We start from the raw sequence: 22540 nt of genomic DNA, 5'->3' as shown, positions 1-22540 counted from the left end.
ACAAATCAAAATACCCTACCTTAAATTCACAAATAATGTTCTTAAAGTTATAGTTTCACTTCAATAAATAAGAAACCCCCTGCTTTTGGCAGGGGGCATCTTTTATAAGTATCCGTTTCTTTATCTTAGAAAACTATCTTTTTGCTTACAGTACCTTTTTCTGTCGCAACATTAACTATCAGAACCTGTTGTGCTGCCTGAAGGTTCTTAATTACCGTAGCAGTTGCATTAACATTATTACCGGTATATATAACCCTTCCGTTAATGTCATATACTGTTACAGTTTCTATAGTAGTTTTACCTGCCTCTATTGTAATATCACCATTGTTTTGGTAAACCACTACAGCATCAGCATTAAATACAGGTGTATCATTGCCTAAAAATGCCTGATTGTACACTATAAGGAAGCGTTCATCAAACTGTCCTCCTTCTGTAGTAAAGCTGTAATCAGTTTCCTGAAGGTTAGTCGATACATCGGCAACCTTGTCAATAAGGTAAATATTCTGCCCTGTAGTAAATAAACCATCGGCATGGTCAAGGCTTATGGTATAGCTACCCGGCTGTGAAGCCCTGAAGCCAACATTTACAACGTCATCCGACTGGAATGCCGGCCTTGCCTGTATAGCAAGTGTCTTTTCTTCGGCAGTAGAATACAGGTTTACAGCCCCGTCACCCATAAGGGCAGTACCGTCCCAACCATAATCTATACCAAGTGTTTTACCCTCTTTATATACAACTGCCATCTGGCTGAACTCGCTGTTATTGCCTGTCATGTTTATCCAGTAGCGCGATGCCTGCTGTGTTTCATCCTGAGCCGTCCTGAAAAACTGTCCGTTGTTAACCGGCCTCCTCATAGCATTGTTAAAGGTAAGGTTGCCTCCTTCCGCTTTTACAAAAAAGCCCTGTCCCGGATTGATAACCCATTGTGATGAATTATCAGGGTTAGAGAACACGCCATCGCCTGTATCTCCGCCTGCTGCCGTATTAGCGGTATAACCGCCAAGTGTTATTGTAGCATAGGTTGGTGAACTTGCCGAAGTATCGTTACGCTTCCTGAAGAAATAAAGTGCTGAACCATCTTCTATAACTCCTGCATTTTCTGTAAGGAAAGCACTTATGTTTATTGGCGACGGGTAAGGGTTACCCACCATGTTAAAGCCGTTTGCAGTATTTTGCATTGGCACGGTTACTTCTCCATTGTTTGGCGTACCTTCAAAAGTACCTGTCCATTGCTGGCCTGCAACGCCTTCGGCATAGGCAACCCAGTTGTTAGGCGTGCGTATCAGGTAACCGTAACCCGGTGTAAAGTCGTTAGCTACAGGGTCTATACCTGTATAGATATCAAGCGCTTCGCTGTAGCTGTAAAAACGGGTAGGAACAGTGTTAGGCGAAAACAGCTTAAGGTTTTGCCCTGCTACAGGAGCCGACCATATTGTATAATCGAGCCTGTATAGCGGCGAGCTTGATTTAAGCACGTGTATTTCTCCGGTGTTAACAGCATTATCATTTATCTGTATAAGGTTCGCGTTGTTTTCTACTATAAAGTCTTCCGGTTCGGCATTATTAATAACCTCATTGGTAACTAAAATGTTGTCACCCGAAGCTATAACCATACTACCACCTTCGTTAACTGTAAGTACCGATGCGCTGAAAGTACCTTCTGTACCTGTATCATACAGCCCTTCTATAATGGCATCATCTACAGATGTTGGCACAACTCCCGCTGTCCATGCAGTACCGTTCCATACATTTATAAGGCCTGTTTCAGCTTCTATAGTGTTTGAGTTAGCTGAGGTTTGCGCAGCAAGCACCGCCCTAACCCTATAGTAGTAAGTAGTGCTTGGTTCCAGCCCGGTAACATCTAATGAAGTGGCAGAACCCGCATCAGCATTATTATATCCTTCAACATAAGAGGTCGTAAGCACAGGGCCTGTAGTAAAGCTAAGGTTATCTATAGCAATCCTTTCACCACCATCACTCTCAATCCTGATTTTATAACTGCCTGTAATACCTGTAATGCTGTTGTTGCTATATTGTACAATGTTTTGTGCAACAACAAGAGTTCCAAGTGTCGTTACATCCGAAAAATCAGAACCTGTAAGTATTTTAACTGTTAATGTTGCTGAGTCTGACCCTGAACCAAATTTACGTTGCGCATTAAATGAAAGGCTTGTAAGCCCATTTTGCAGTTCAGATGATAATAGATAATGTGTAGCTGACTCATTAAGTGTTATAGCTCTTCCTGTTATGGTTTGGTCGGTACGGGCAGATGTAGCAAGCCATTCAACACCGTTTACACCTGTCCAGTTTCTTGGTGCATAACTACCTACATTTGCAGGTATATTTTCAAAGTCTTCTGTAGTAGTTTGTGCCGGGCCATAAGTTCCAAACTCTTCCAGTGTACTTACATCTACTCTGTAAGTTGCACCTTCGCCACTAATAGCTTCCCAGTTTGCAGTAAAACCTGTTGTACTTATATCGGTTGCTTCTGTAGCAACAGGCACTTCAAGTGGGGGTAATATTTCTTTAACAGCTACATCATCTATATACCACTCATCACCATTATTTTGCGCCATTACAAAAGCAATATATACCGTTTGTCCTTTATAAGCAGTTATATCTATTGTCCTTTTAAAGAATTCTCCAACAGAAAGGTTAGCTTCTGTATAACTCGCAATATTGGTATAAGATGCAGGGTTTGAAGGCGTTGATGTTGCTATCTTAACATAATACTCATTTAAATAATCTGTAGTATAAACTTGTTGCTCAAAGAAACTTAATTCTATTGAACCATCTGTATCCGGTAAAATAAGTCCCGGAGTTACAAGCCAGTCTTCCGATTTTTGTCCTGTAGTAACAGTTTCGTACCCTATATGTGCAGAACCTGTAGAAAAATTGTTAGCAGCAGATGTACTGTGTTCCCAGTTCTCTGACGTGCCAAGCCCGTTTGTACCTATAAATGAAGTCCAGCATAGCGGAGGGAAAGAAGTATCTTCAAACCCTTCTGTTAGCGGTAGCGCAATAGGGTCGCATGGCGTATCAAATGTTATCTGACTGCCATATACTACAGTACCGGCTGTGTTTCTTGCAAATGCTCTTGCATAATAGCGTGTACCGCTTGAAAGCCCTGAAGCGTTAACCGTGAAACTGCCTAAGCCTGCACCTGAAGCATTTAACTGTGTTACGCCACTGCCACTTATGGCGGGGTTGGTTGTTGTGGCATAAACAACACCTTTAAGGTCTGTTGTTAAACACCCTTCTACCGTAACATTACCTCCCAATATAGCTTCGGTAGTGGTAACTCCCGTAGCAGCTGCGGTTGTAACAGTAGCTGATGTATTAACACCGGCAGCGGTTACAGTTTTATTTAAAGATGCCGAACCTCCCGATACATTTATATTTCCGTATGATTGTACGGCTGTAGGCGTAAACTTTACAAATATGGTTTTTGGCAATTCCGACTGTGGGAATGTTAATGTTGATGTATAAGTACCCTCAGAAGATGAAGAGTATGTATATGCTGATGCTGCTGCAACAGTAATATCGCCGGGTTTAAGGTTACTGCCCGTAACTACAAAGCTAAATGCTGAAGATGTGGTATTGATACATTGGTTACCAATGGCAAGCGTACCAGATGATGATAACGTTTCGGCAACAGCGGTTATGGTTATATTACCCGTTGTAAGTACCGAACCTGTTGTTACGGCTGCAGAAGCTACAGTAACATTAAAGTTAGTAACGTTACTGTCAAAATCTGTATTGTTATAGGCAAAAGTAAGCGTTGCCTGTGTATCGGAGTTACGTACTACCGAAGCTACAGAAACACCCGAAGGCGCATTGTTTAATGTAAAATTGCCTGTTGTTAATGAGGCAGCATAAATACTGTTCGATAATGTAACTGTTGCAGTTGCACCGTTAAGGTTAGCTTCTGTAAGTGCGGGACTTGCCGCGAGTGTTGCAGAAGGAACAACGCCGGTACCCGAAACCGCAACCGACTGGCTTGCCGTGCCGGATGATAATGTAACGTTGCCCGACTTGGCTCCTGCACTTTGTGGCGTGAAACGCACATATACAGGGACATTTGTTATAGTGCCCGAACCATAGCTTACAGACACCGATGAAGCATAGCCTGAAGATTCGCTTAAACTAACCTGAAAGTTAGTGTTAGGGGCTGCTACAGTAACGTTAGAGGTAAGGTTACTGCCCGATACTGTAAACGGGCTACCCGCACTGTTAGAACCTACAAGCACATTACCGAAGTTAGATGTAAAAGCTGTTGTGTTTGTTGTTAATGTTGGAGTCGGCCCTGTAGAAGCCATTTTATACAATGTCAATTTTTGTTGACTTGTAGTATAGCAAGCAAATCGAGGAGAACCTAAATTATATTGTAAAACTCGCGTGTTAACCCCTAAATTTGTAAATACAAATAAATTTGATACATATGTAATATTCCATCTTTGATTATTTGAAGATACATTATCAACGATTTGTACATTGTTACTACTACCAGTATATGATATATATTTTGTAATACCTTCATTATAAACTGAATAACCAGAACCATTGGTTTCAATTTTCCATACTATAGAAGCGTTCGGATTAGTTATTGTCGTACCACCAACTGGGGATATGGAGGTTTGATCTAAATATGTATTACTCACATAAGAATTATTCATTGCTTGTGAAGATCCATAAGCAATTACATAGTAACCATCAGTTAAATCTGCAATAGAATTAATTTTTGTAAAAGTACCAGTACCGCTATACTGCGCCCAAGCACTTACTCCCGTGCCAAACAATAGCGCTGTGAGTAAAATTTTTGTTAAGTGAAATTGTAAATGTTTCAGCATATACTAAATAATTAAAAAGTAACTAAAAAGGTATTGTTATGATTTGGCAAAGATATCTATAATTTTGTTACGTTAAATCTAAAATCATTCTATATTTATCAGATATACATTAAGTTAAGGTTAAACAAAATGCTTTAATCCCTGTATTCAGGTAACATTTAATTAAACTTTAGGTAACAAAATAGTAATCAAACATCAAATAAAGAACATGTTTTATCAATGCATTTCAATCGTATACAAATAAAAAACCCTCCCCTCTTATTCAGAGAGAAGGGAAGCCATTAAACCACACCTTACCTTAATTTAAATGGCTTTTTGCTTTTGGGAAACATTTTTCTTTACCATATCAACACCCATATTTACGCAGGATTTTAAAACAGGGTTTTACTGAAAATGTTAAATTATAAACTGAAATTATTCTAATATGTTATAAAGTGGCAACTAAAGTCTGCATTGTATAATATATAATTTTGTATGTCACAATTTTTTATATATTTGAACTGCTAACATTTAAAAATTAAACAAATATGAAAAAGATTATTACTCTTTTTGCTATAGTATTAGCGATGGGCTACACTGCCAATGCCCAGCAAAAAAAAGCTGTGGCTCCTGTTGCGGCAACCCAGAACCAGCAAAATAATGATGATGCCACTACAAAAGCAGCAGCAGATATTGCGGCACTGGATGAACTTGTACAATTAACGCCTGCCCAAAAAGCAGAATTAACCAGACTGTTTGTGCAAAAGCACAAGTATTTGGCGACACCTAATTTTAGCCAGGATCGTAAAGATATCCTTGCAGACCAAATAGATATGAAGATTAAGTCTACCTTAACTCCTGAACAATTAACAAAACTGGAGAAAAACCCTAAGTTGATCACAAAACTTACCCATTAATAAATAGTGTAACAGCATAAAAAAAGCTCCCTTTGGGAGCTTTTTTTATTTTAGGTTATTGGCGACTTTGCCTACTGCCTGTATGGTAAAATCAAGATCGTCATAGGTTAGCGCATCGGTAATAAACCACGTTTCGTATGCCGACGGTGCAATGTAAACGCCTTCCTGTAAAAGCCCGTGGAAGAACTTTTTAAACGTTTCGTTATCGCCATTAGCCGCCGAAGCAAAATCGGTAACCGGGCGTTCATCAAAATGCACTGATATCATAGAGCCTTTACGGTTTACGGTATAAGTGATACCTGCTGCATCCAGTTTTTCCCTCATCCCTTTTTCAAGATAAGCCGTTTTCTCGTCGAGCCTTTTGTAAACATCGCTGTCGCTGTTAAGCGCTTTCAGCATTTCAAGCCCCGCAGCCATAGCCAGCGGGTTGCCCGACAGCGTTCCTGCCTGGTAAACCGGCCCTGCGGGTGCAAGGTGGTTCATAATCGCTTCGGGCCCGGCAAACGCCCCTACAGGAAGCCCCCCGCCAATAACTTTACCAAAAGTGACAAGATCGGCTTTTACGTTATACAGCTCCTGCGCTCCGCCCTTAGCCAAACGGAAGCCTGTCATTACCTCATCAAAAATAAGCAGTGCGCCGTTTTGGTCGCAAAGCTCCCTTAGCCCCTGCAAAAAGCCGTCGGCCGGTGGTATGCAGCCCATATTGCCCGCAACGGGCTCTATTATAATTGCCGCTATGCTATCGGGGTTTGCGGTAAATAATGCTGCAACGTTATCCAAATCGTTATAAGTAGCCAGCAGTGTATCTTTAGCCGTACCCTGCGTAACGCCCGGGCTGTTTGGCGTACCGAATGTTACCGCCCCACTGCCCGCCTGTATCAGGAAAGAGTCAGAATGGCCGTGGTAACAACCTGCAAACTTTATAATTTTATCGCGCTTAGTGTAACCGCGTGCAAGGCGAATAGCGCTCATGCAGGCTTCGGTACCACTGTTCACATAACGAATTTTATCTATATTCGGCACCATGCTTACGGCAAGGGCCGCTATTTCGGTTTCGAGCGCGGTAGGCATCCCGAAAGAGGTTCCCTTTTTAGCCCTTTCAATCACCGCATTTATAACAGGCTCATAGGCATGGCCCAGTATCATTGGCCCCCACGAGTTAATATAATCTATCAGGCGGTTGCCGTCTTCATCATACAAATATGCGCCTTTGGCTTCTTTTACAAATATAGGAGTGCCCCCTACTGCCTTAAAGGCACGCACAGGAGAGTTTACACCGCCGGGTATTACCTTTGCTGCTTCGGCAAAGAGGCGGCTGCTTCTTTCGTATAACATTAGTATTGGTGTTTATTTTACTTTTAGTACCTGCCCTATAGATATGGTATTGCCCGAAAGGCTGTTAAGCCTCATAAGCTCATCTACAGTAACATTATATCGTTTTGATATGGAGTATAGTGTGTCGCCCTGCTCTACTTTGTGCATGCCCGCCGCAAGCGGTGCATCTGCAATTACAGGCTTGATTTCTTTCTGCCTTGGCACATAAGTACCGCCTAAAACTTCTGCATCATATCTCGCTAACTCATAACGCTCTATAAGCCCTATAAGCTTATCAGGATATTTAGGGTCGGTTGCATAGCCTGCTGCCTTTAGCCCATGTGCCCAGGCCTCATAGTCATCTTTATCAAGTTTAAACAAGGCGGCATAACGGCTGCGCGAGGTTAGAAACAAAGAGTGGTCGTTATACGATTCGGCCGGGTCTTTATATTTGCGGAAGCACTCGCCTTTGGCATCATCATCATGGTAAACCGATTCGCCTTCCCAACCGGTGTGGCACTTAATGCCAAAGTGGTTATTGGCGTTAACGCAAAGCGTGCCCCTGCCCGCCCCCGACTCTAATATGCCCTGCGCCAGTGTAATGCTGGCAGGCACCCCGTGATTGCGCATGTTGGCTTTGGCAACATCTTTATAATCCAGTATATATTGTTTTACGATATCGGCATAAACAACCGTTTTAGAGGTAGATTCTAGTGTTTCGGTATCCCTATTGTTGTTCCTGTTGGTATTGGCAACGCGTGTTTCTTTTTTAGGAGCCTTCGGTTTGCGGGTTGTGGTGGTGCGTGCAGTACTCTTGCCACTTTTACGGCTTGTGTATGATGTACCGCAGCTTACCAGCAAACTTAAAACAACAAGGGTTAAAATCTTTTTCATCATGCTATCTCATATTTTAATTAGGGACAGTTTTTTTCTTTTCAGCTCCCGGTTCATACCTTCAATGCCCTGCAACCCGCCGGTATGTATCATCAGTATGCGCGAATTTTCAGGAAAACAGCCTTTCCCTGCCATGTCTATAACGCCAAAAACCATCTTTGCCGTATAAACAGGATCCAGCGGAATGCCTGTTTTTTCATAAAAGCTGTTCATAAACGCAACCAGTTCTTCGGTTACTTTACCATACCCGCCAAAATGATAGTTGTTTACCAGCTTCCAGTTGCCCTGTCCGGCAAATTTAGTAATATCATCTAACAATGCCTCATTTTTAAGCACCGGAAAACCTAAAACCTGTTGCCCCCCACCAGCCGATTTTATTATTCCCGACACAGTGCCGCCCGTACCAACCGCACAGCAAATGTGAGTAAATGCAGAATCTTCTCCTCTTAAAATCTCTTCACACCCTTTAATGGCGAGTGCATTGGTGCCGCCTTCAGGTAAGAGGTAAAACTCCCCGAATTCCCTTTGCAGGTGCGCTATAAATTCAGGAGTATGTTTTTCACGATAAGCCTCACGCGAAATAAAATGCAGCTTCATGCCGCAGTCTGCCGCAAATTTAAGGGTAGGGTTATGCATGGCTTTATCCTGTAGCTCATCGCCCCTTATTATACCAATGATATTAAGCCCATACTTTTTACCTGCAGCGGCTGCAGCGGCAATATGATTAGAATAAGCGCCGCCAAAGGTCAGCAGTGTGCTGCTGCCCTGGTTTATGGCCTCTGCAATATTATATTTAAGTTTCCTGTATTTGTTACCCGAAATATGGGGGTGCAAAAGGTCTTCCCGCTTTATGGTAAGGGATATTTTATTGTGAAAGCTAAGTGGTATTAGCTGGTTCATATTATGGTATTTCACTACAAAAATAATAATAAAAATTTGCTAAACCTGCCTTAACAGGATAATCTCTCGTCCTAAAAAAGGTTGACCAACATATAAAAAGACAATTTTTTTGATATCGAGAAAAACTATACTACAAACCCGATTTTGTATAATTCAATTAAGAAACTACAAATTAACTTTACATCATTATTAACATTAAACCTAAAAGATGAAAAAGGTAGTTTTAATCACGGGTGCTTCGTCTGGCATAGGGAAAGAGACAGCTAAGCTATTTGCGCAAAACGGATTTCAAGTAATTGCAGTTGCAAGAAACTTGGAAAAAATGAAAGACCCTAGATTGTTAGATTGTTCTGTCTTTTCAATGGATGTAACTAATGAAGAAAGTATTCAAAACGCATTTAAACAAATCTATTCGAAATTCAATCAAATTGATATTCTCATTAATAATGCAGGATATTCTCAAAACGGCTTTATAGAAGAGTTAACTTTATCTCAACTCAAATATCAATTTGATGTAAATGTATTTGGTTTAGTGAGGGTTACTCAAATGGTTTTACCCAAAATGAGGGAGGCAAACAGTGGGCACATCATAAACGTTGGTTCGGTAGGTGGCGATTTCACCACTGCCGGTGCGGGAGCTTACCACGCAAGTAAATATGCGGTGGAAAGTTTTAGCGATGCCATGCGTCAAGAACTAAGTGGTTTTGGAATCAAGGTTTCTTTAATTAAGCCAGGTGGTGTTGAAACTGCGTTTGTAGATAATTCCGCATATCCGAACGCCATTGCCGGAAATCCTTATGCACGTATGAGGGCTAACTTTCAGGACATGATGCAAAACATTCTGAAGGCTAAAAACAGTTCTTTTCCAATATTGAAACCGATTGAAGTAGGAAATGTGATTTTAGATGCAGCAAAATCAAATAATCCAAAAACAAGAATAAGAGTTGGAAGAACTGCAAAAACGATGCCTTTGATTAAACGATTTATGAGCGACAAGGCATTTGATAAAATGATTATGAACCAACTTGGGCTTTTAAAATAATGGACAATTTTTTGAGAATAAAATCAATAAGTCAGTTACACAAGATGATAGGTTATGAAAAGCCTAAACATCCTTTAATTACTATAATCGACTATTCGAAAGTTGAGACAAATCCTGCACATTATAATGCTAAAATCGTTACTGACTTTTACATTATTAGTCTCAAAACCCCATCACCAAAGTCTCTACGATACGGAAGACAGTATTATGACTTTGAGGAGGGAACAATGATGTTTATGGCTCCCGACCAGGTTTTCTCAGTTAGTGAACTTAATGAACAGATAAAATATGAAGGTTGGGGTATTTATTTTCACCCAGACCTGATTATTAACTCTTCTCTTGGAAAGCGAATTAAAGAGTTCCAATTTTTCTCTTACGCTGTGAGTGAAGCCCTGCATTTATCAGAAGAAGAGAAAAACACGCTTACTTCAATAGCAGGAAACATTCAAAAAGAATATAACGGAAACATAGACAAGTACAGTCAAGGTGTTATCATTACTGCAATTGAACAACTTCTAAACTATTCTCAAAGGTTTTATGGGCGACAATTTATTACAAGACAGAAACTTAATAGCGACTTGCTTTCAACTTTTGAGAAATTAGTTTTTGACTACTTTAACTCAAGCGACATCGCAAAAAAAGGCTTGCCATCAGTTGACTATTTTTCGAATAAATTAAATCTATCTACAAGCTACCTCGCAGACCTCTTAAAAAAAGAGACAGGTAAAACGACTAAAGAGTTTTTACAAATTCAAATAATTGAAAAAGCTAAAAATAAATTACTCAACTCAACAGACACTGTAAACGAAATTGCATATAGCTTAGGATTTGAGTATCCGCAATACTTTTACAGACTTTTTAAAACTAAAACTGGAATGACACCAGTCGAATATAGACAAATTAATTAACAGGTGAAAACGGCGTATAACAGCAACTACGAGCAATTAACAAATTTTGAATTACAGGGAACTTTTGTTTTCATAACTTCGTTTTGAGTAGCGAAGAATACTCGGTTCAAAACTCGGCAACTTGGAGTAAGCAGCGAAACATTAACAGAAATATTAAACTCTCTTGAATACTAAATCCGTATTTTAACATATAACAACCTTTTTGTACCTTTGTTATGACAAAACCGAACGGATATGAGCGTTGAGCAATTTGAAAGCAGCCCTTTTGAAGTACAGATTTCCTTTCACGTGGTGATGGAAAAGCTGGAAGAGATTGCTGCGAGCGATATTGACTACCGTTCTGATTATGCAAAAGCCCTGCTAAGGCATACAGACCCTTACCCTGAACTGCGTGAAGGACTTGCCGATTATTCGCAGCTCGAAAAGCACAGGCAGCTTATTAAGAACCTGTTGGCCGACCTTTTTCCTACCGCGCTGACAAATAACGAAATAAAAGCAGCCACGATACCTTTTTATAATATTGTATTTAACTATACCGAAAGGTTTGGTAAAATATTACACGAAGCGGGTACCGATTTTGATATGAGCATCCGTAACTTTAACGGGCACCAGTTTTATGTTATGTGCTGCTGCCTGATACTTAATTACCATTACGGTTACCATTTCGATTTCAGCAGGCCATTTTTTTACGATATCCCTGATGCCGATGGCATTATAAGGCATTACCGCATTATGTATAATGCCGATTTTATTGATATAACCCCCACAGATAAAGCTGTTGATATTACCGAGGAAGATGCCAAACTGCTCATGGACAGTTTTGACAACATCGATTTGTGGAAGGAGAAGTTTCCTGAAAAAAGCTGGGTAATGAAAGGCTTCGGTATTATGTCGTTATTTGATGCCACTACAGAAAGCGCTATATCCAACTTAAAAAGTAACTTATTAAAATCGGAAGATTTTGATGAGATAACCAAATCCAACCTCGAAACCATTTTCAGGTCGATTTATAAAATACCTGACCTGCGTATTGGTTTTACAGAGATAAACTTAGAAGATAACCTGTTTCGCATTGCCCCTTTTGATGATGTAAGCAGCTTTATTTTGCGCGATAAGAGCGAGCTGAACTGTAACTCGGTTTTTTGTGATGAATCGCTTGAAAAAATAATGGAGAACCGGGATTATTTTATAATTTCTGATGTAGAAAACTTTGTTCACAGCAACTGCAGCGAAAGTAAATTTGCAGAGCATCTTTTGTCTCAGAATATTAAAAGCTGCATACTGGCACCCGTTATAAAAAACAACCGCCTTATGGGCATAATAGAGCTTGTATGCTCAAGGCCCGGAGAGCTTAACAGTATTAACGCTAACAAGCTTTCTTACATTCTGCCTTTTTTAACCGATAGTATAGACCGCTATTACAGCGAACTGCAAAACCAGGTTGATGCTATAATACAGAAAGAATATACAGCCATTCACCATAGTGTTTACTGGAAATTCAGGGAAGAGGCGCTGCGCCACATCAATGCAAAACAGGGCGAAAACTTTGCTTATAAAGAGATAATTTTTAAAGAAATTTACCCGCTGTACGGGCAGATAGATGTAAAAGGATCATCGGGCGCCAGGAACGAATCTACCGAGAAAGACCTAATCAGGCAACTGGAAAAGCTGCTGGGCCTGTTCCGGTTTATATTTAAGCGTGAGCCGCTGCCTGTTGTAGAACAACATATTTTTGAGCTGCAAAGCCATGAGGATAAACTGAAAAAGCAGCTAAAGGCCGACTCTGAAGCCGTAATACAGAATTACATACAGGATGAAGTGCACCCTATCCTGCAGCACTTTGATTCTGTTGACCAGGAAATCCATAGCCGCATACATGACTATTTTGCATCGTTAGACCAGAAGGTAAAAATGGTATATGACAGCCGCAAAGATTTTGATGAGGCCATGTCTATAATTAATAAGCACCTTGCGGAGGTTCTGGATAAAAAGCAAGCCGAAGCACAGCAGTTTTACCCACATTACTACGAGCGCTTTAAAACAGATGGTGTAGAGCATAACCTGTATATTGGCGCCTCTATAGCGCCTAAACACCCTTATAGTCCGTTATACCTGCAAAACCTGAGGCTATGGCAGTTACAGGCTATGTGCGAAATGGAAAATGAATATTACAAGTTGCGCCCCGCCCTGCCTTATGACTTAGATGTTACATCGCTCATACTGGTGTTCAGCACACCGATATCCATACGCTTCAGGATGGATGAAAAACGTTTTGATGTTGATGGCACGTATAATGCACGCTATGAGGTGGTAAAGAAAAGGATTGACAAATCTAACATTAAAGGCACCGATAAGCGTATAACAGAAAATGGCAAGATTACCATAGTATATTCGCAAAAACAGGAAGAGGCAGAATACAGGAGGTATATAAAGTTCATGCAGCATAAAAACATGCTGAGCGAAGTTATAGAACATTTTGATGTAGAAGACCTGCAGGGCGTTACAGGGCTTAAAGCACTACGCGTTGCCGTTATTTATGATAACGACAACGGACGCGGACGCACCTACAGCTATGAAGAACTGCTTAAAGAACTGGAGTCGAGATAAAGCTATATTTTACTGAAAGCGTAAACAAAAGCCGCTACCGATACTATAATACCAATCATAAAGATATTGTAGGTAATGCGCAGCAGCTTATACTTGCGGTGCAGTACCACTCCCAAAAAATAGAGGTCTTTTATCATAGAATCATACAGGTATTTCCTGTCTTTCATCATCTCGTTCATTGCCCAGTCATACTCATCAAGCGGCATTTTATAAAAGTTTCCGAAAAAGAGCAGGTTTATTTTGCGGTCATCTATATCCTGCCGTGTAAAAGTTCCTCCCGTTACCTTAGGGCGAGTAGAAAGTATAGCAAAAATTATAGAAACCACACCAAAAAACACCAGTATAAAAGTCGGTATCATAAGGTGGGCATTTGCAGGACTGTCCAGTTTAGGTATCAATGCCGTAAGCGCTACCGATATAATAATGGCATTAACCGATATCATTATGTTTGCCTTGCTGTCGGCTATTTCGCTAAGCCTTGTATGGTTGTTCAACGTGATACGGAACATTGTATCTATACCCCTGTCCGGCCGTGTCAGCTTCTCAAGCTTCTTCTTGTTTATCTTGTCTTTAGATACTTTTTTCTTACCCTGCTCCAACTCATTGATAGCTTCCTGCAACACGGCAATATTACGCTCTTTTACCGGCTGCATGTTCTGTTGCGCATAGTTGGTATAAAAGCGGTGGCGGTGCATCAGCAGGTCACGGTTGGCAACAGCCCATTCAAGGTCTGTAAAAACTTTGCCTTCGGTTAGTTTCCATTCCTCGCGCAGCAATTCGGCAAGCCTGCAATAATTCTTCTCCGCAAAGTGAGAACAGTCGGCATCCCTTATTATACGCTCCGGCAGCGTTTCCGGCCGTGCATCTACTTTTGTAACTCTTATAAGCTGATAAACACGTTCCGCTTTTTCCTCAGGATAACCGTTTTCCAAAAAGAATTTTCCTGCAATATCGCAGCTTCTTTCTTCATGGTTGTCCCGGCCTTCGGCATAGCCTGAATCGTGAAACCACGCGGCAAGCAGTAAGGCTTCGGTATCCTCTTCGCCTGTCCCTTCCTCTTTTGCCATGGTGGCTGTTGTGGTTACTACACGTAAAGTATGGTTAAAATTATGGTATATATAATTGGGAGATAGCTTATCTTTGAATAAGCTGAACACAAAATCCTCGGCTTTTTTTAGTATTGACATCAAGACAAAATTAACTACAACCAATTTATGAAATTATTTTGGGTTACAGCTACAGCCCGTATAAATAAGTATATGCAGCTTTTGGGCATATTGCTGCTGCTGGTTTCATGTGCCACAAACAAGCCGCAATATGGCAGGAACACCGGCCCCGAAGCTAAAAATGACAGCCTTATTACTAACAGTAAAGTAGAACACCGCTTTTACCTGATAGGCGATGCCGGCTATGCAAATGAGCCAAAGGCACAGCAGATGCTTTCTTTAGTAGGTGATAAACTGAAAGAAGAAGGTAAAGATGCTACATTATTATATCTTGGGGATAACATTTACCCGCTGGGCATGCCTGCCGAAGATGACCATAAAGACAGGAAGGAAGCAGAAGAAAGCCTTGACAGCCAAATGGTGCTGGCAAAGCTTTTTAAGGGCAAAACCTATTTTATACCGGGTAACCACGACTGGTACCACGGGCTGAAAGGGCTTGAAGAGCAGGATGATTATGTAGAAGACAAGCTTGATGAAAAGAAAGCCTTTTTGCCGGGTAACGGGTGCGGCATTGATGACATAGAAATATCTGACAGTATTGTAATGGTTGCCATTGACAGCCAGTGGTTTTTAGAAGACTGGGACAGGTACCCCACTATAAACGATGATTGCGATATAAAAACCCGCGATGCCATGTTCACTGAGCTGGAAGACATCCTTAAAGACAGCCAGGATAAAGTTGTTGTTATAGCTATGCACCACCCTTTAATGACACATGGCACGCACGGCGGAGAATTTTCACCAGAAAAGCACCTGTTTCCGTTAAGGCAGCGCATACCCCTGCCGGTGCTTGGCTCATTTATAGACCTGGCGCGAAAGGCATCAGGTTACAGTACACAGGATATACAAAGCAGGGTGTATAATGATTTAGCTAACCGTATAAAGGCAATGATACAGGGGCTCGATAATGTTATTGTAGTATCAGGCCACGACCATAACCTGCAATATATTAACCATGATAACATACACCAGGTAATAAGTGGTGCGGGCTGTAAAGAAGAAGCCGCAAGGGCCATATACCCTAACGATTTCAGTTATGGTGGTACAGGCTATGTGGTCATGGATGTATTTACTGACGGCAAGGTAAAACTTGATTATTTTGCCCTGCGCGATAATAAAGATGTAAAGTTGTTTGAGCGCATTATAGACCTTAAACCCGATCCTGTTATCAAAGATTACAGCGGAAACTTTCCGGCAAAAACAAAGGCTGCTATATATCCATCATCGCTTACAGAAAAAGGCGGTACTTATAAATTTCTTTTTGGCGACCATTACCGTGACTATTACAGCCAGCTTATAGAGGTAAACACGGTATTGCTCGATACCTTATATGGCGGGCTAACGCCGGTTAAAGGCGGTGGCGGGCACCAGTCTAAATCATTAAGGCTTGCCGATAAAAATGGTAAAGAATATGTTATGAGGGGGCTGCGCAAAAGCGCCACACAGTTTATACAGAAGACCGCTTTTAAAAACCGCTATATAGGCGATAAGCTTGACAATACTTTTGCTGAAAAGTTCCTGCTGGATTTTTATACTTCATCGCACCCTTACGCTTCTTTCGTGGTAGATGACCTTTCGGAAAGTGCAGGTATTTACCACACCAATCCGCGACTGTTTTATGTGCCCAAGCAAAATGCACTCAAAGAATATAATGAAGAATATGGCAATGAATTGTATATGATTGAGGAACATCCGGGTAAAGAGTACGGAGACCTTGACAGCTTTGGAAAACCGGATGATATAGAAAGTACACAAAACGTTTTTGAAGACCTCAGGAAAGATAAAAAATACGTAATAGACGAAAAAGCCTATATACGGGCAAGGTTGTTCGACATGCTTATAGGTGACTGGGACAGGCACTCTGACCAGTGGAGATGGTCAAAATTTGAAAAGAAGGACTCTGTAGTTTACAAACCCATTCCGCGGGACCGCGACCAGGCATTCCCAAAATATGGCGGGGCGTTGCTATCGGTAATCATGCGCATACCCGCACTTCGCAGCATGCAGCAGTATGATGAAAACATCCGCAACATTAAATGGTTCAATAAATCGGCTTATCCTCTTGATGTGGCTTTAATAACCAAAGCTGATGAGGAAGACTGGCTTAGGGAAGCAAAGTACCTTCAGGAACACGTTACTGATGAAGCCATTGAAGCTGCCTTTGCCGACCTGCCTGAAGAAATGAAAGACGATACTGCCGAAAATATAAAAGCCATCCTTAAAAAAAGGAGGGCAAATTTACAGGAGTTCGCGCTGCAGTACCGGGATGTTTTACTTAAAACAATCATTATAACAGGTACTGATGATAAAGAGCGCTTTGTAATTACCCGCCTGCCCGCCGGGGAAACAGAGGTAAAAACATATAACATAGAAGATGGCGCTGAGGAATTGCTATATACCCAAACCTACAGCAACAAAAAGACTGAAGAGATATGGGTTTATGGGCTTGACGATGATGATGAGTTTTTAGTGAAAGGAAACGGCAACAAACTTATATTGCTGCGATTGCTGGGTGGGCAAAACCATGATATTTATACTATTGAAAATGGCAGGAAAGTAAAAATATATGATTTTTCCAGTAAGGAAAATACTTTTAAAACAGATAAGAAAGCAAAGATTATCCTTACGGATGATTATGAAACCAATACCTATAATTACAAAAAGCCTGAATATAACGTATTTTCAGGATATCCGAGTGCCGGTTTTAATCCTGATGATGGCGTAAAGCTTGGGGCTATGTTAAGTTATGTAGTCAATAATTTTAGCCGGGACCCTTATTCCCAAAAACACAGGTTTAAAGCCAGTGCCTATTTTGCCACTATGGGTTTTGAGCTAGAGTACAGGGGTGAGTTTATTACACTGGGCAGCAACTGGAACTTTGCGGTAGATGCTCGCTATACCAGCCCAACTTTCAGCATCAACTATTTTGGCTACGGCAACACCACACCCAATTTTGATGAAGACCTGGGCATGGACTATAACAGGGTAAGGCTGCAAACCCTGCGGGTAGCGCCTGCGGTATTCCGCACCAGCAGGAACGGCAGCTTTTTGCAGTTGCAAAGTGTTTTTGAAACCATTGAAGTAGAAGATTCTTCACGAAGATTTGTAAACGAGCCGGGACAAGTAGACCCTTCGCTATTTGAACACCGCCAGTATGGCGGTGTTAATGTAACATATAGTTTTGCTAACTATGATAATATAACATTACCAGCGCTGGGTATGGCATTTTCTTTTACCGGCGGGTGGACTACCAGCCTTGAGCAATACAAACGCAATTTTGGCTTTGCAGAAGGCTTTATAGATTTTGTACATAAGCTAACGCCTGATGAAAAGCTTGTTTTCAGGAGCAGGGCGAAAGTAAAACTGAGGTTTGGCAATAACTTTGAGTTTTACCAGGCCGCCACACTTGGCGGCGATGATGAAGTTAGGGGATACCGCGAAGAACGCTTTACAGGGAAAAGAGCTGCATTTCACAGCAACGATATCAGGCTTACGCTCGGTTACTGGAAGAACGCATTTGTGCCCCTTACCCTTGGCATATTTGGCGGTTATGATTACGGTAGGGTATGGATACCGGAAGGAAATTCTGAAAAATGGCACCAAAGTGCAGGCGGAGGCATTTGGCTTAACGGGCTTAATGTTTTAACCGCAAATGTATTCTATTTCCGCGGCTCTGATGGCGGCAGGGTAGCGTTTGGCTTAACGTTCGGCTTTTAGATCCTTTATATTAACCCTGTAAAGCATACCACCTATACCATCTTCTTTTTCATCTGTAATCAGTAAGATGTTATCATCTTTAAAAGTGATACCTTCTTTTTGGGAATAAAGCCCCAGCTCATACTGCTGCATTGCTTCCTGCTTAAAACCTTCTGAGAAATTTTGTATAAGCCACACTTTATCTGATGATAATAAAACTGCGGTACCGTCTGGGCTTATATCTGCCCCTGTTACAGCACATTTACGGTAAGCGCTGCAACTGGTGTAAGTACCGGCTAACACAGCGGTATGGCTGCCTGCCCGGTTTGGTACTTTATATACTTTAAAGCTGCCGTCATAACGTGCGCTCCTGTTCTTGGTAAATATGTAAAAATTACCGTTAAGCTCAAAAAATGCTTCAGCGTCATATAAAAATTCCGATTTTTTAGGAGGAAAGCTTTGCTGGTCAGGATATTTAAAATAAACAGTATAATCAGGGTGAGTACTGTCATTACGCAGGCTGTCTTTATTTATCTTATGTATGGCAAGATCCTTCCTGTCGTTATCGTTATTGCCAAAATCGCCTATATAAAGGTTTCCTGCGGCATCAGAGGTTAAATCTTCCCAATCCTTATTTTTCATACCCCTCAGCCTGAGCTGTTGCTCTATCCCGCCTTTGTCGCCAATTCTGTACAGTATATCTTTATTACCACTGTCTTCAATTGCCCACAGTTTGCCATTAACATATTCTGTTCCAGAAATCTCATCTTTACCTGTTTCGCCAAGTACGGTAAGTTTATCTTCTGCCCCATTACATGAAAGCAGTAATAGTACTGAGGCCGTTAGGAACAGGTTTACTTTATCTGTCTTTTTCATTACCCTAAAATTACAATAAAAAGAAAAGCCACACGATAACGTATGGCTTAAAATTATATAAAGCAAGCGTATTAATTAATACAATGGCGCATCATACCATTCAGATACAGATGTGCAGGTATCAGAATTGTTGCGTCCGTCTACCCTTATTGTTGCATCTACCCTGGTAACTACTACTCTCCATTTATAACACATAAACGGAATGTTTACCGGCTTCAGGTTTATTGTAGGCACATTGGTACCTGTAAACGGAGCAGAGCTAAAACTAATCATGGCACCAGAGTCGCTGTTCATATCTTCACAGTCGGCAAGTGGCTGTACCTGCAGGTACATTGCATATATATTATTAGAAGTTGCTGTACCACCGGATGCGGGGAGTGCCTGTACAATGGCACCAAATTTAAGGGTTGGATTACCCAGGCCTTCAGAAAAATCCATTGCAAACGTACCTGATATCCTGTTAAAGCACGATTGACCTACAATTAATGACTTTGCTTTGGGTCCATCAGCAGCACTGTTATCATCAGTAGAGCACGAGGCAAACAGTAGTATTGCTGTAAGCGCTAAAAATAAGTTTTTCATTTTTAAAGATGTTTTGTGCCTCAAATGTAATACTACAGCATTTCCTTGTTAATCATTTCTTAAAAAAAACGTTTAACGGTATTTAAATGCCGACTAGCTGCAACGGCAGCCAATCGGTTGTTAATCATTGGTTAAACATACCGCCTTTTAGCCACATGATTGGTAATTTTATAATAAACGATAAATAATCAATAACCCATGAACCTATCTAAAACATGAACCTATCTAAAATCAGAATACTGCTTTATATAGCCCTCCCAATAATGTTTCTGTCATGCAACGAACAATCGGAAAGGGAAAAAATGGAAGAGCGTGAAGAAGCAAAAGTCGGCGAAGTATATAACCGTAAAGTACAGGGGATACATATTGAAAACCGGGATAATCAATTTTATGTGAGCAGGAAAGATGATATTGAAGGTACCGGCCTTGAAACAGGCGCACCAAGCGATACTTCGTCTATTCCGGGAGTAAATTAAATATAATGATATTAACAGTAACAAAAGAAGACTCTGGAGAGGCAACAGAGCTAAGGGCTTTATTTGAAAAGCAACTTAAAGAAGCATACTGGGCAGAAACTGTTATGGTAAACGTAATTTCTGACTGTGTTGCCAATATAAAGTCGCCCGACCTTGTTAGTGCGCTTCAGTTACAGGCCATACAGGCCATGAAGCATTCTGACAGGCTCGAAGAGATTTTCAGGATAATAGGCATAGCTCCCGAAACAAAACGATATGAAGCATTAGACTGCTTTATTAAAGAAGGTGAAGAGTTACTGATAACAACCAAACGCGGTGTAGTTAGGGATGCAGGTATTATAGCCGCAATGCAAAAGATAAAGCATTATGAAATAGCCTGCTACGGCACTATGAGGGCTCATGCTCTGGCACTAAGGGAAGAAGACGCGGTAACATTGCTGGAACGCACCCTGGAAGAAGAAAAAGAGGCTGACCTTATACTATCTAAAATCGCTGAATCGCATATTAATACCGAAGCCGCAGACAAAGAAATATAAACAACACCCAACAACAATAAAGCTAATACTATGCAAAAACCTGATTCATTTCCGCAACAACAACAAAGCCAGCCGGGCGATGAACACAAAATGAACCCGGAACCGGAAGTAATACGTGACAGTTATAAAGGAAGCGAAAAACTAAAAGGCAAAAAAGTGCTGATAACGGGTGGTGACAGCGGTATTGGCCGTAGTGTAGCGGTGCATTTTGCCCGCGAAGGTGCAGATGTGGCAATTGTATATTTTGATGAAGATAAGGATGCTCAGGATACAAAAGTAATGGTAGAAAAAGAGGGCTGCACCTGCCTACTTATAAAAGGTGATGTAAAGGATGAAAGCTTTTGCAAAGAAGCCGTACAAAAAACAAATGCTGAACTGGGTGGTATCAGCATACTGGTTAACAATGCCGCTGTACAATTCCCTAAATCTGAATTTAACGATATTACAGGAGAACAAGTACGCAAGACTTTTGAAACAAATATTTTGCCTTTCTTTTACTTTACCCGCGAAGCCTTAAAACATTTTAAAAAAGGCGATTGTATTGTTAACACCACATCGGTTACGGCATACAGGGGCAGCGAGCACCTTATAGACTACAGCAGCACCAAGGGCGCTATTGTAAGTTTTACGCGCTCTGCCTCTGCCATGCTTGCTGAAAAAGGCATACGTGTAAACGGAGTGGCGCCAGGGCCAATATGGACTCCGCTGATACCCGCAACCTTTGATGATGTAACGGAGTTTGGGCAGCAGGTACCCATGAAACGTGCAGGCCAGCCGAGCGAAGTAGGCCCTGCCTATGTGTTCTTGGCTTCTGAAGATGCATCCTATATAACCGGACAGATTATACACGTTAACGGCGGTGAGGTTGTAGGCGGATAAATAAACTATTTAATAACTTTAAAAACTAATGTTATGGCAATTAATGAGAATGACAAAAGAGAACATGATACTAATGAAGGACGCCCTGACAGGGATGTTACAAGAACCAACCAGAATATTGGATTAAAAAATGATGCTGACAGCCTGAAAACAGGTAATATGCTTCCTGAGGATGACCCCGCAGTGATAAACCCGGACGAACTGGCAAGTTTTCCGGAAGAGAAGAAGACCACTAACCCTGATCTTGAAGAAGAAAGGGACAGCCACCTTGCCAACAAAGTAAGGGGTTCTGTAAGGGAAGGCAGGAACATTACCAATACCGACACAAAGCCCGATGATAACGGGTTTCTGTAATACTAAGAGGGCTTCGGCTCTCTTTTTTATTATATCATGAAGGACTGCCAAATTAAATACGGATTCAGAATGTATATTCATAAATTTTTTGTAAATTTAAGTTCATCTAAATCAAACGATTATGGCAAACGATTATTTCGATGGCCGCCACAATCCCGAAAATCAGAGCGGGCATCCTACAGAAGGCATGACCAATGCATACGGTTCGGGCTTGCCGTATGATGATCCGGCATTTATCAATCCTGATGAACTCGCCACCTTCCCAAAGCAGGTAAAAAAAGATGATTTGTATCATCTGCACCACCACCACCACCACATGAAGTCGACACCTGTGCGGGACGGAAGAAACATTACACGTACTGATAACCATCCTGACAAGCATGGTTTTATGTAAGCAAACAAACTTAAAAAAAGTAAAAGGGGCAGTCGCCCCTTATTTATTAGGTTAAAGTTACTATCAGATGTTAGCGGTATCTACAGTATTACTTCTGTCTCTTATACACA

At 41.2% G+C, this 22540-nt stretch carries 17 protein-coding genes; 10 read left to right on the top strand and 7 right to left on the bottom strand.

Translation table 11 applies throughout. The features are described 5' to 3' along the window. Positions 1-125 precede the first annotated feature (125 nt). Positions 126-4319, bottom strand: a complete 4194-nt coding sequence (locus Q0K96_RS04910; protein ID WP_297332892.1) for a choice-of-anchor J domain-containing protein — start codon at positions 4317-4319, stop codon at positions 126-128. Positions 4320-5377: 1058 nt separating this feature from the next. Here Q0K96_RS04910 and Q0K96_RS04905 point away from each other — a divergent pair. Beyond that, entirely contained in the window at positions 5378-5746 is a 369-nt protein-coding gene (locus Q0K96_RS04905) for a hypothetical protein (protein ID WP_297332891.1), read from the top strand. 45 nt (positions 5747-5791) lie between these two features. On the opposite strand, the gene hemL is transcribed toward Q0K96_RS04905, so the two are convergent. Genes hemL through Q0K96_RS04890 form a run of 3 tightly spaced genes read right to left on the bottom strand, consistent with a single transcriptional unit; the run spans position 5792 to position 8854 of the window. Beyond that, positions 5792-7081: a glutamate-1-semialdehyde 2,1-aminomutase gene (gene hemL / locus Q0K96_RS04900; RefSeq protein ID WP_297332890.1), complete on the bottom strand. Its 1290-nt coding sequence runs from the start codon at positions 7079-7081 to the stop codon at positions 5792-5794. A 12-nt stretch (positions 7082-7093) separates the two neighbouring features. Continuing rightward, the gene (locus Q0K96_RS04895; RefSeq protein WP_297332889.1) at positions 7094-7957 is read right to left on the bottom strand and encodes a glucosaminidase domain-containing protein; all 864 of its coding nucleotides are present in this window, start codon (positions 7955-7957) and stop codon (positions 7094-7096) included. A gap of 6 nt (positions 7958-7963) precedes the next feature. Further along, positions 7964-8854 carry a pyridoxal-phosphate dependent enzyme gene (locus tag Q0K96_RS04890; RefSeq protein ID WP_297332888.1) on the bottom strand — a complete coding sequence of 297 codons (891 nt, stop codon included), beginning with the start codon at positions 8852-8854 and terminating at the stop codon, positions 7964-7966. Positions 8855-9062: 208 nt separating this feature from the next. Here Q0K96_RS04890 and Q0K96_RS04885 point away from each other — a divergent pair, with 208 nt between their 5' ends. From Q0K96_RS04885 to Q0K96_RS04875, 3 genes are all read left to right on the top strand, one after another. Further along, a complete protein-coding gene (locus tag Q0K96_RS04885) occupies positions 9063-9896 on the top strand; it encodes an SDR family NAD(P)-dependent oxidoreductase (protein ID WP_297332887.1) in 834 nt (277 codons plus the stop codon). Beyond that, positions 9896-10804, top strand: coding sequence for a helix-turn-helix domain-containing protein (locus Q0K96_RS04880; protein ID WP_297332886.1), 909 nt, complete (start codon positions 9896-9898; stop codon positions 10802-10804). Before Q0K96_RS04885 ends, Q0K96_RS04880 begins: the two co-directional genes overlap by 1 nt. Before the next feature lie 234 nt (positions 10805-11038). Further along, complete coding sequence (locus Q0K96_RS04875) at positions 11039-13411, top strand: GAF domain-containing protein (protein ID WP_297332885.1); 2373 nt, start codon at positions 11039-11041, stop codon at positions 13409-13411. 2 nt (positions 13412-13413) lie between these two features. Here the strand turns inward: Q0K96_RS04875 and Q0K96_RS04870 are convergent, their stop codons facing one another. Further along, entirely contained in the window at positions 13414-14598 is a 1185-nt protein-coding gene (locus tag Q0K96_RS04870; RefSeq protein WP_297332884.1) for a Pycsar system effector family protein, read from the bottom strand. Positions 14599-14625: 27 nt separating this feature from the next. Between Q0K96_RS04870 and Q0K96_RS04865 the strand changes: the two genes are divergently transcribed. Next, positions 14626-18354 carry a metallophosphoesterase gene (locus Q0K96_RS04865; RefSeq protein ID WP_297332883.1) on the top strand — a complete coding sequence of 1243 codons (3729 nt, stop codon included), beginning with the start codon at positions 14626-14628 and terminating at the stop codon, positions 18352-18354. On the opposite strand, the gene Q0K96_RS04860 is transcribed toward Q0K96_RS04865, so the two are convergent. Continuing rightward, positions 18337-19209 carry a hypothetical protein gene (locus Q0K96_RS04860; protein ID WP_297332882.1) on the bottom strand — a complete coding sequence of 291 codons (873 nt, stop codon included), beginning with the start codon at positions 19207-19209 and terminating at the stop codon, positions 18337-18339. The genes Q0K96_RS04865 and Q0K96_RS04860 overlap by 18 nt on opposite strands. Before the next feature lie 75 nt (positions 19210-19284). Beyond that, positions 19285-19791 carry a hypothetical protein gene (locus tag Q0K96_RS04855; protein WP_297332881.1) on the bottom strand — a complete coding sequence of 169 codons (507 nt, stop codon included), beginning with the start codon at positions 19789-19791 and terminating at the stop codon, positions 19285-19287. Between the two features lie 215 nt (positions 19792-20006). Between Q0K96_RS04855 and Q0K96_RS04850 the strand changes: the two genes are divergently transcribed. From Q0K96_RS04850 to Q0K96_RS04830, 5 genes are all read left to right on the top strand, one after another. Next, entirely contained in the window at positions 20007-20267 is a 261-nt protein-coding gene (locus Q0K96_RS04850) for a hypothetical protein (RefSeq protein WP_297332880.1), read from the top strand. Between the two features lie 5 nt (positions 20268-20272). Then, positions 20273-20803, top strand: a complete 531-nt coding sequence (locus Q0K96_RS04845) for a DUF892 family protein (protein ID WP_297332879.1) — start codon at positions 20273-20275, stop codon at positions 20801-20803. A 30-nt stretch (positions 20804-20833) separates the two neighbouring features. Next, positions 20834-21682: an SDR family oxidoreductase gene (locus Q0K96_RS04840; protein WP_297332878.1), complete on the top strand. Its 849-nt coding sequence runs from the start codon at positions 20834-20836 to the stop codon at positions 21680-21682. Between the two features lie 33 nt (positions 21683-21715). Beyond that, a complete protein-coding gene (locus Q0K96_RS04835) occupies positions 21716-22036 on the top strand; it encodes a hypothetical protein (RefSeq protein WP_297332877.1) in 321 nt (106 codons plus the stop codon). A 187-nt stretch (positions 22037-22223) separates the two neighbouring features. Beyond that, positions 22224-22430 (top strand): hypothetical protein, encoded by a 207-nt coding sequence (locus Q0K96_RS04830; protein ID WP_297332876.1) that lies wholly within the window; start codon positions 22224-22226, stop codon positions 22428-22430. The last annotated feature ends 110 nt before the right edge of the window (positions 22431-22540 follow it).

The sequence above is a fragment of the Flavobacterium sp. genome (assembly GCF_024305175.1).
Lineage (GTDB): Bacteria > Bacteroidota > Bacteroidia > Flavobacteriales > Flavobacteriaceae > Flavobacterium.
The sequence above is the reverse complement of the archived record's forward strand: the minus strand, read 5'-3'. Positions and strand labels throughout refer to the sequence as shown.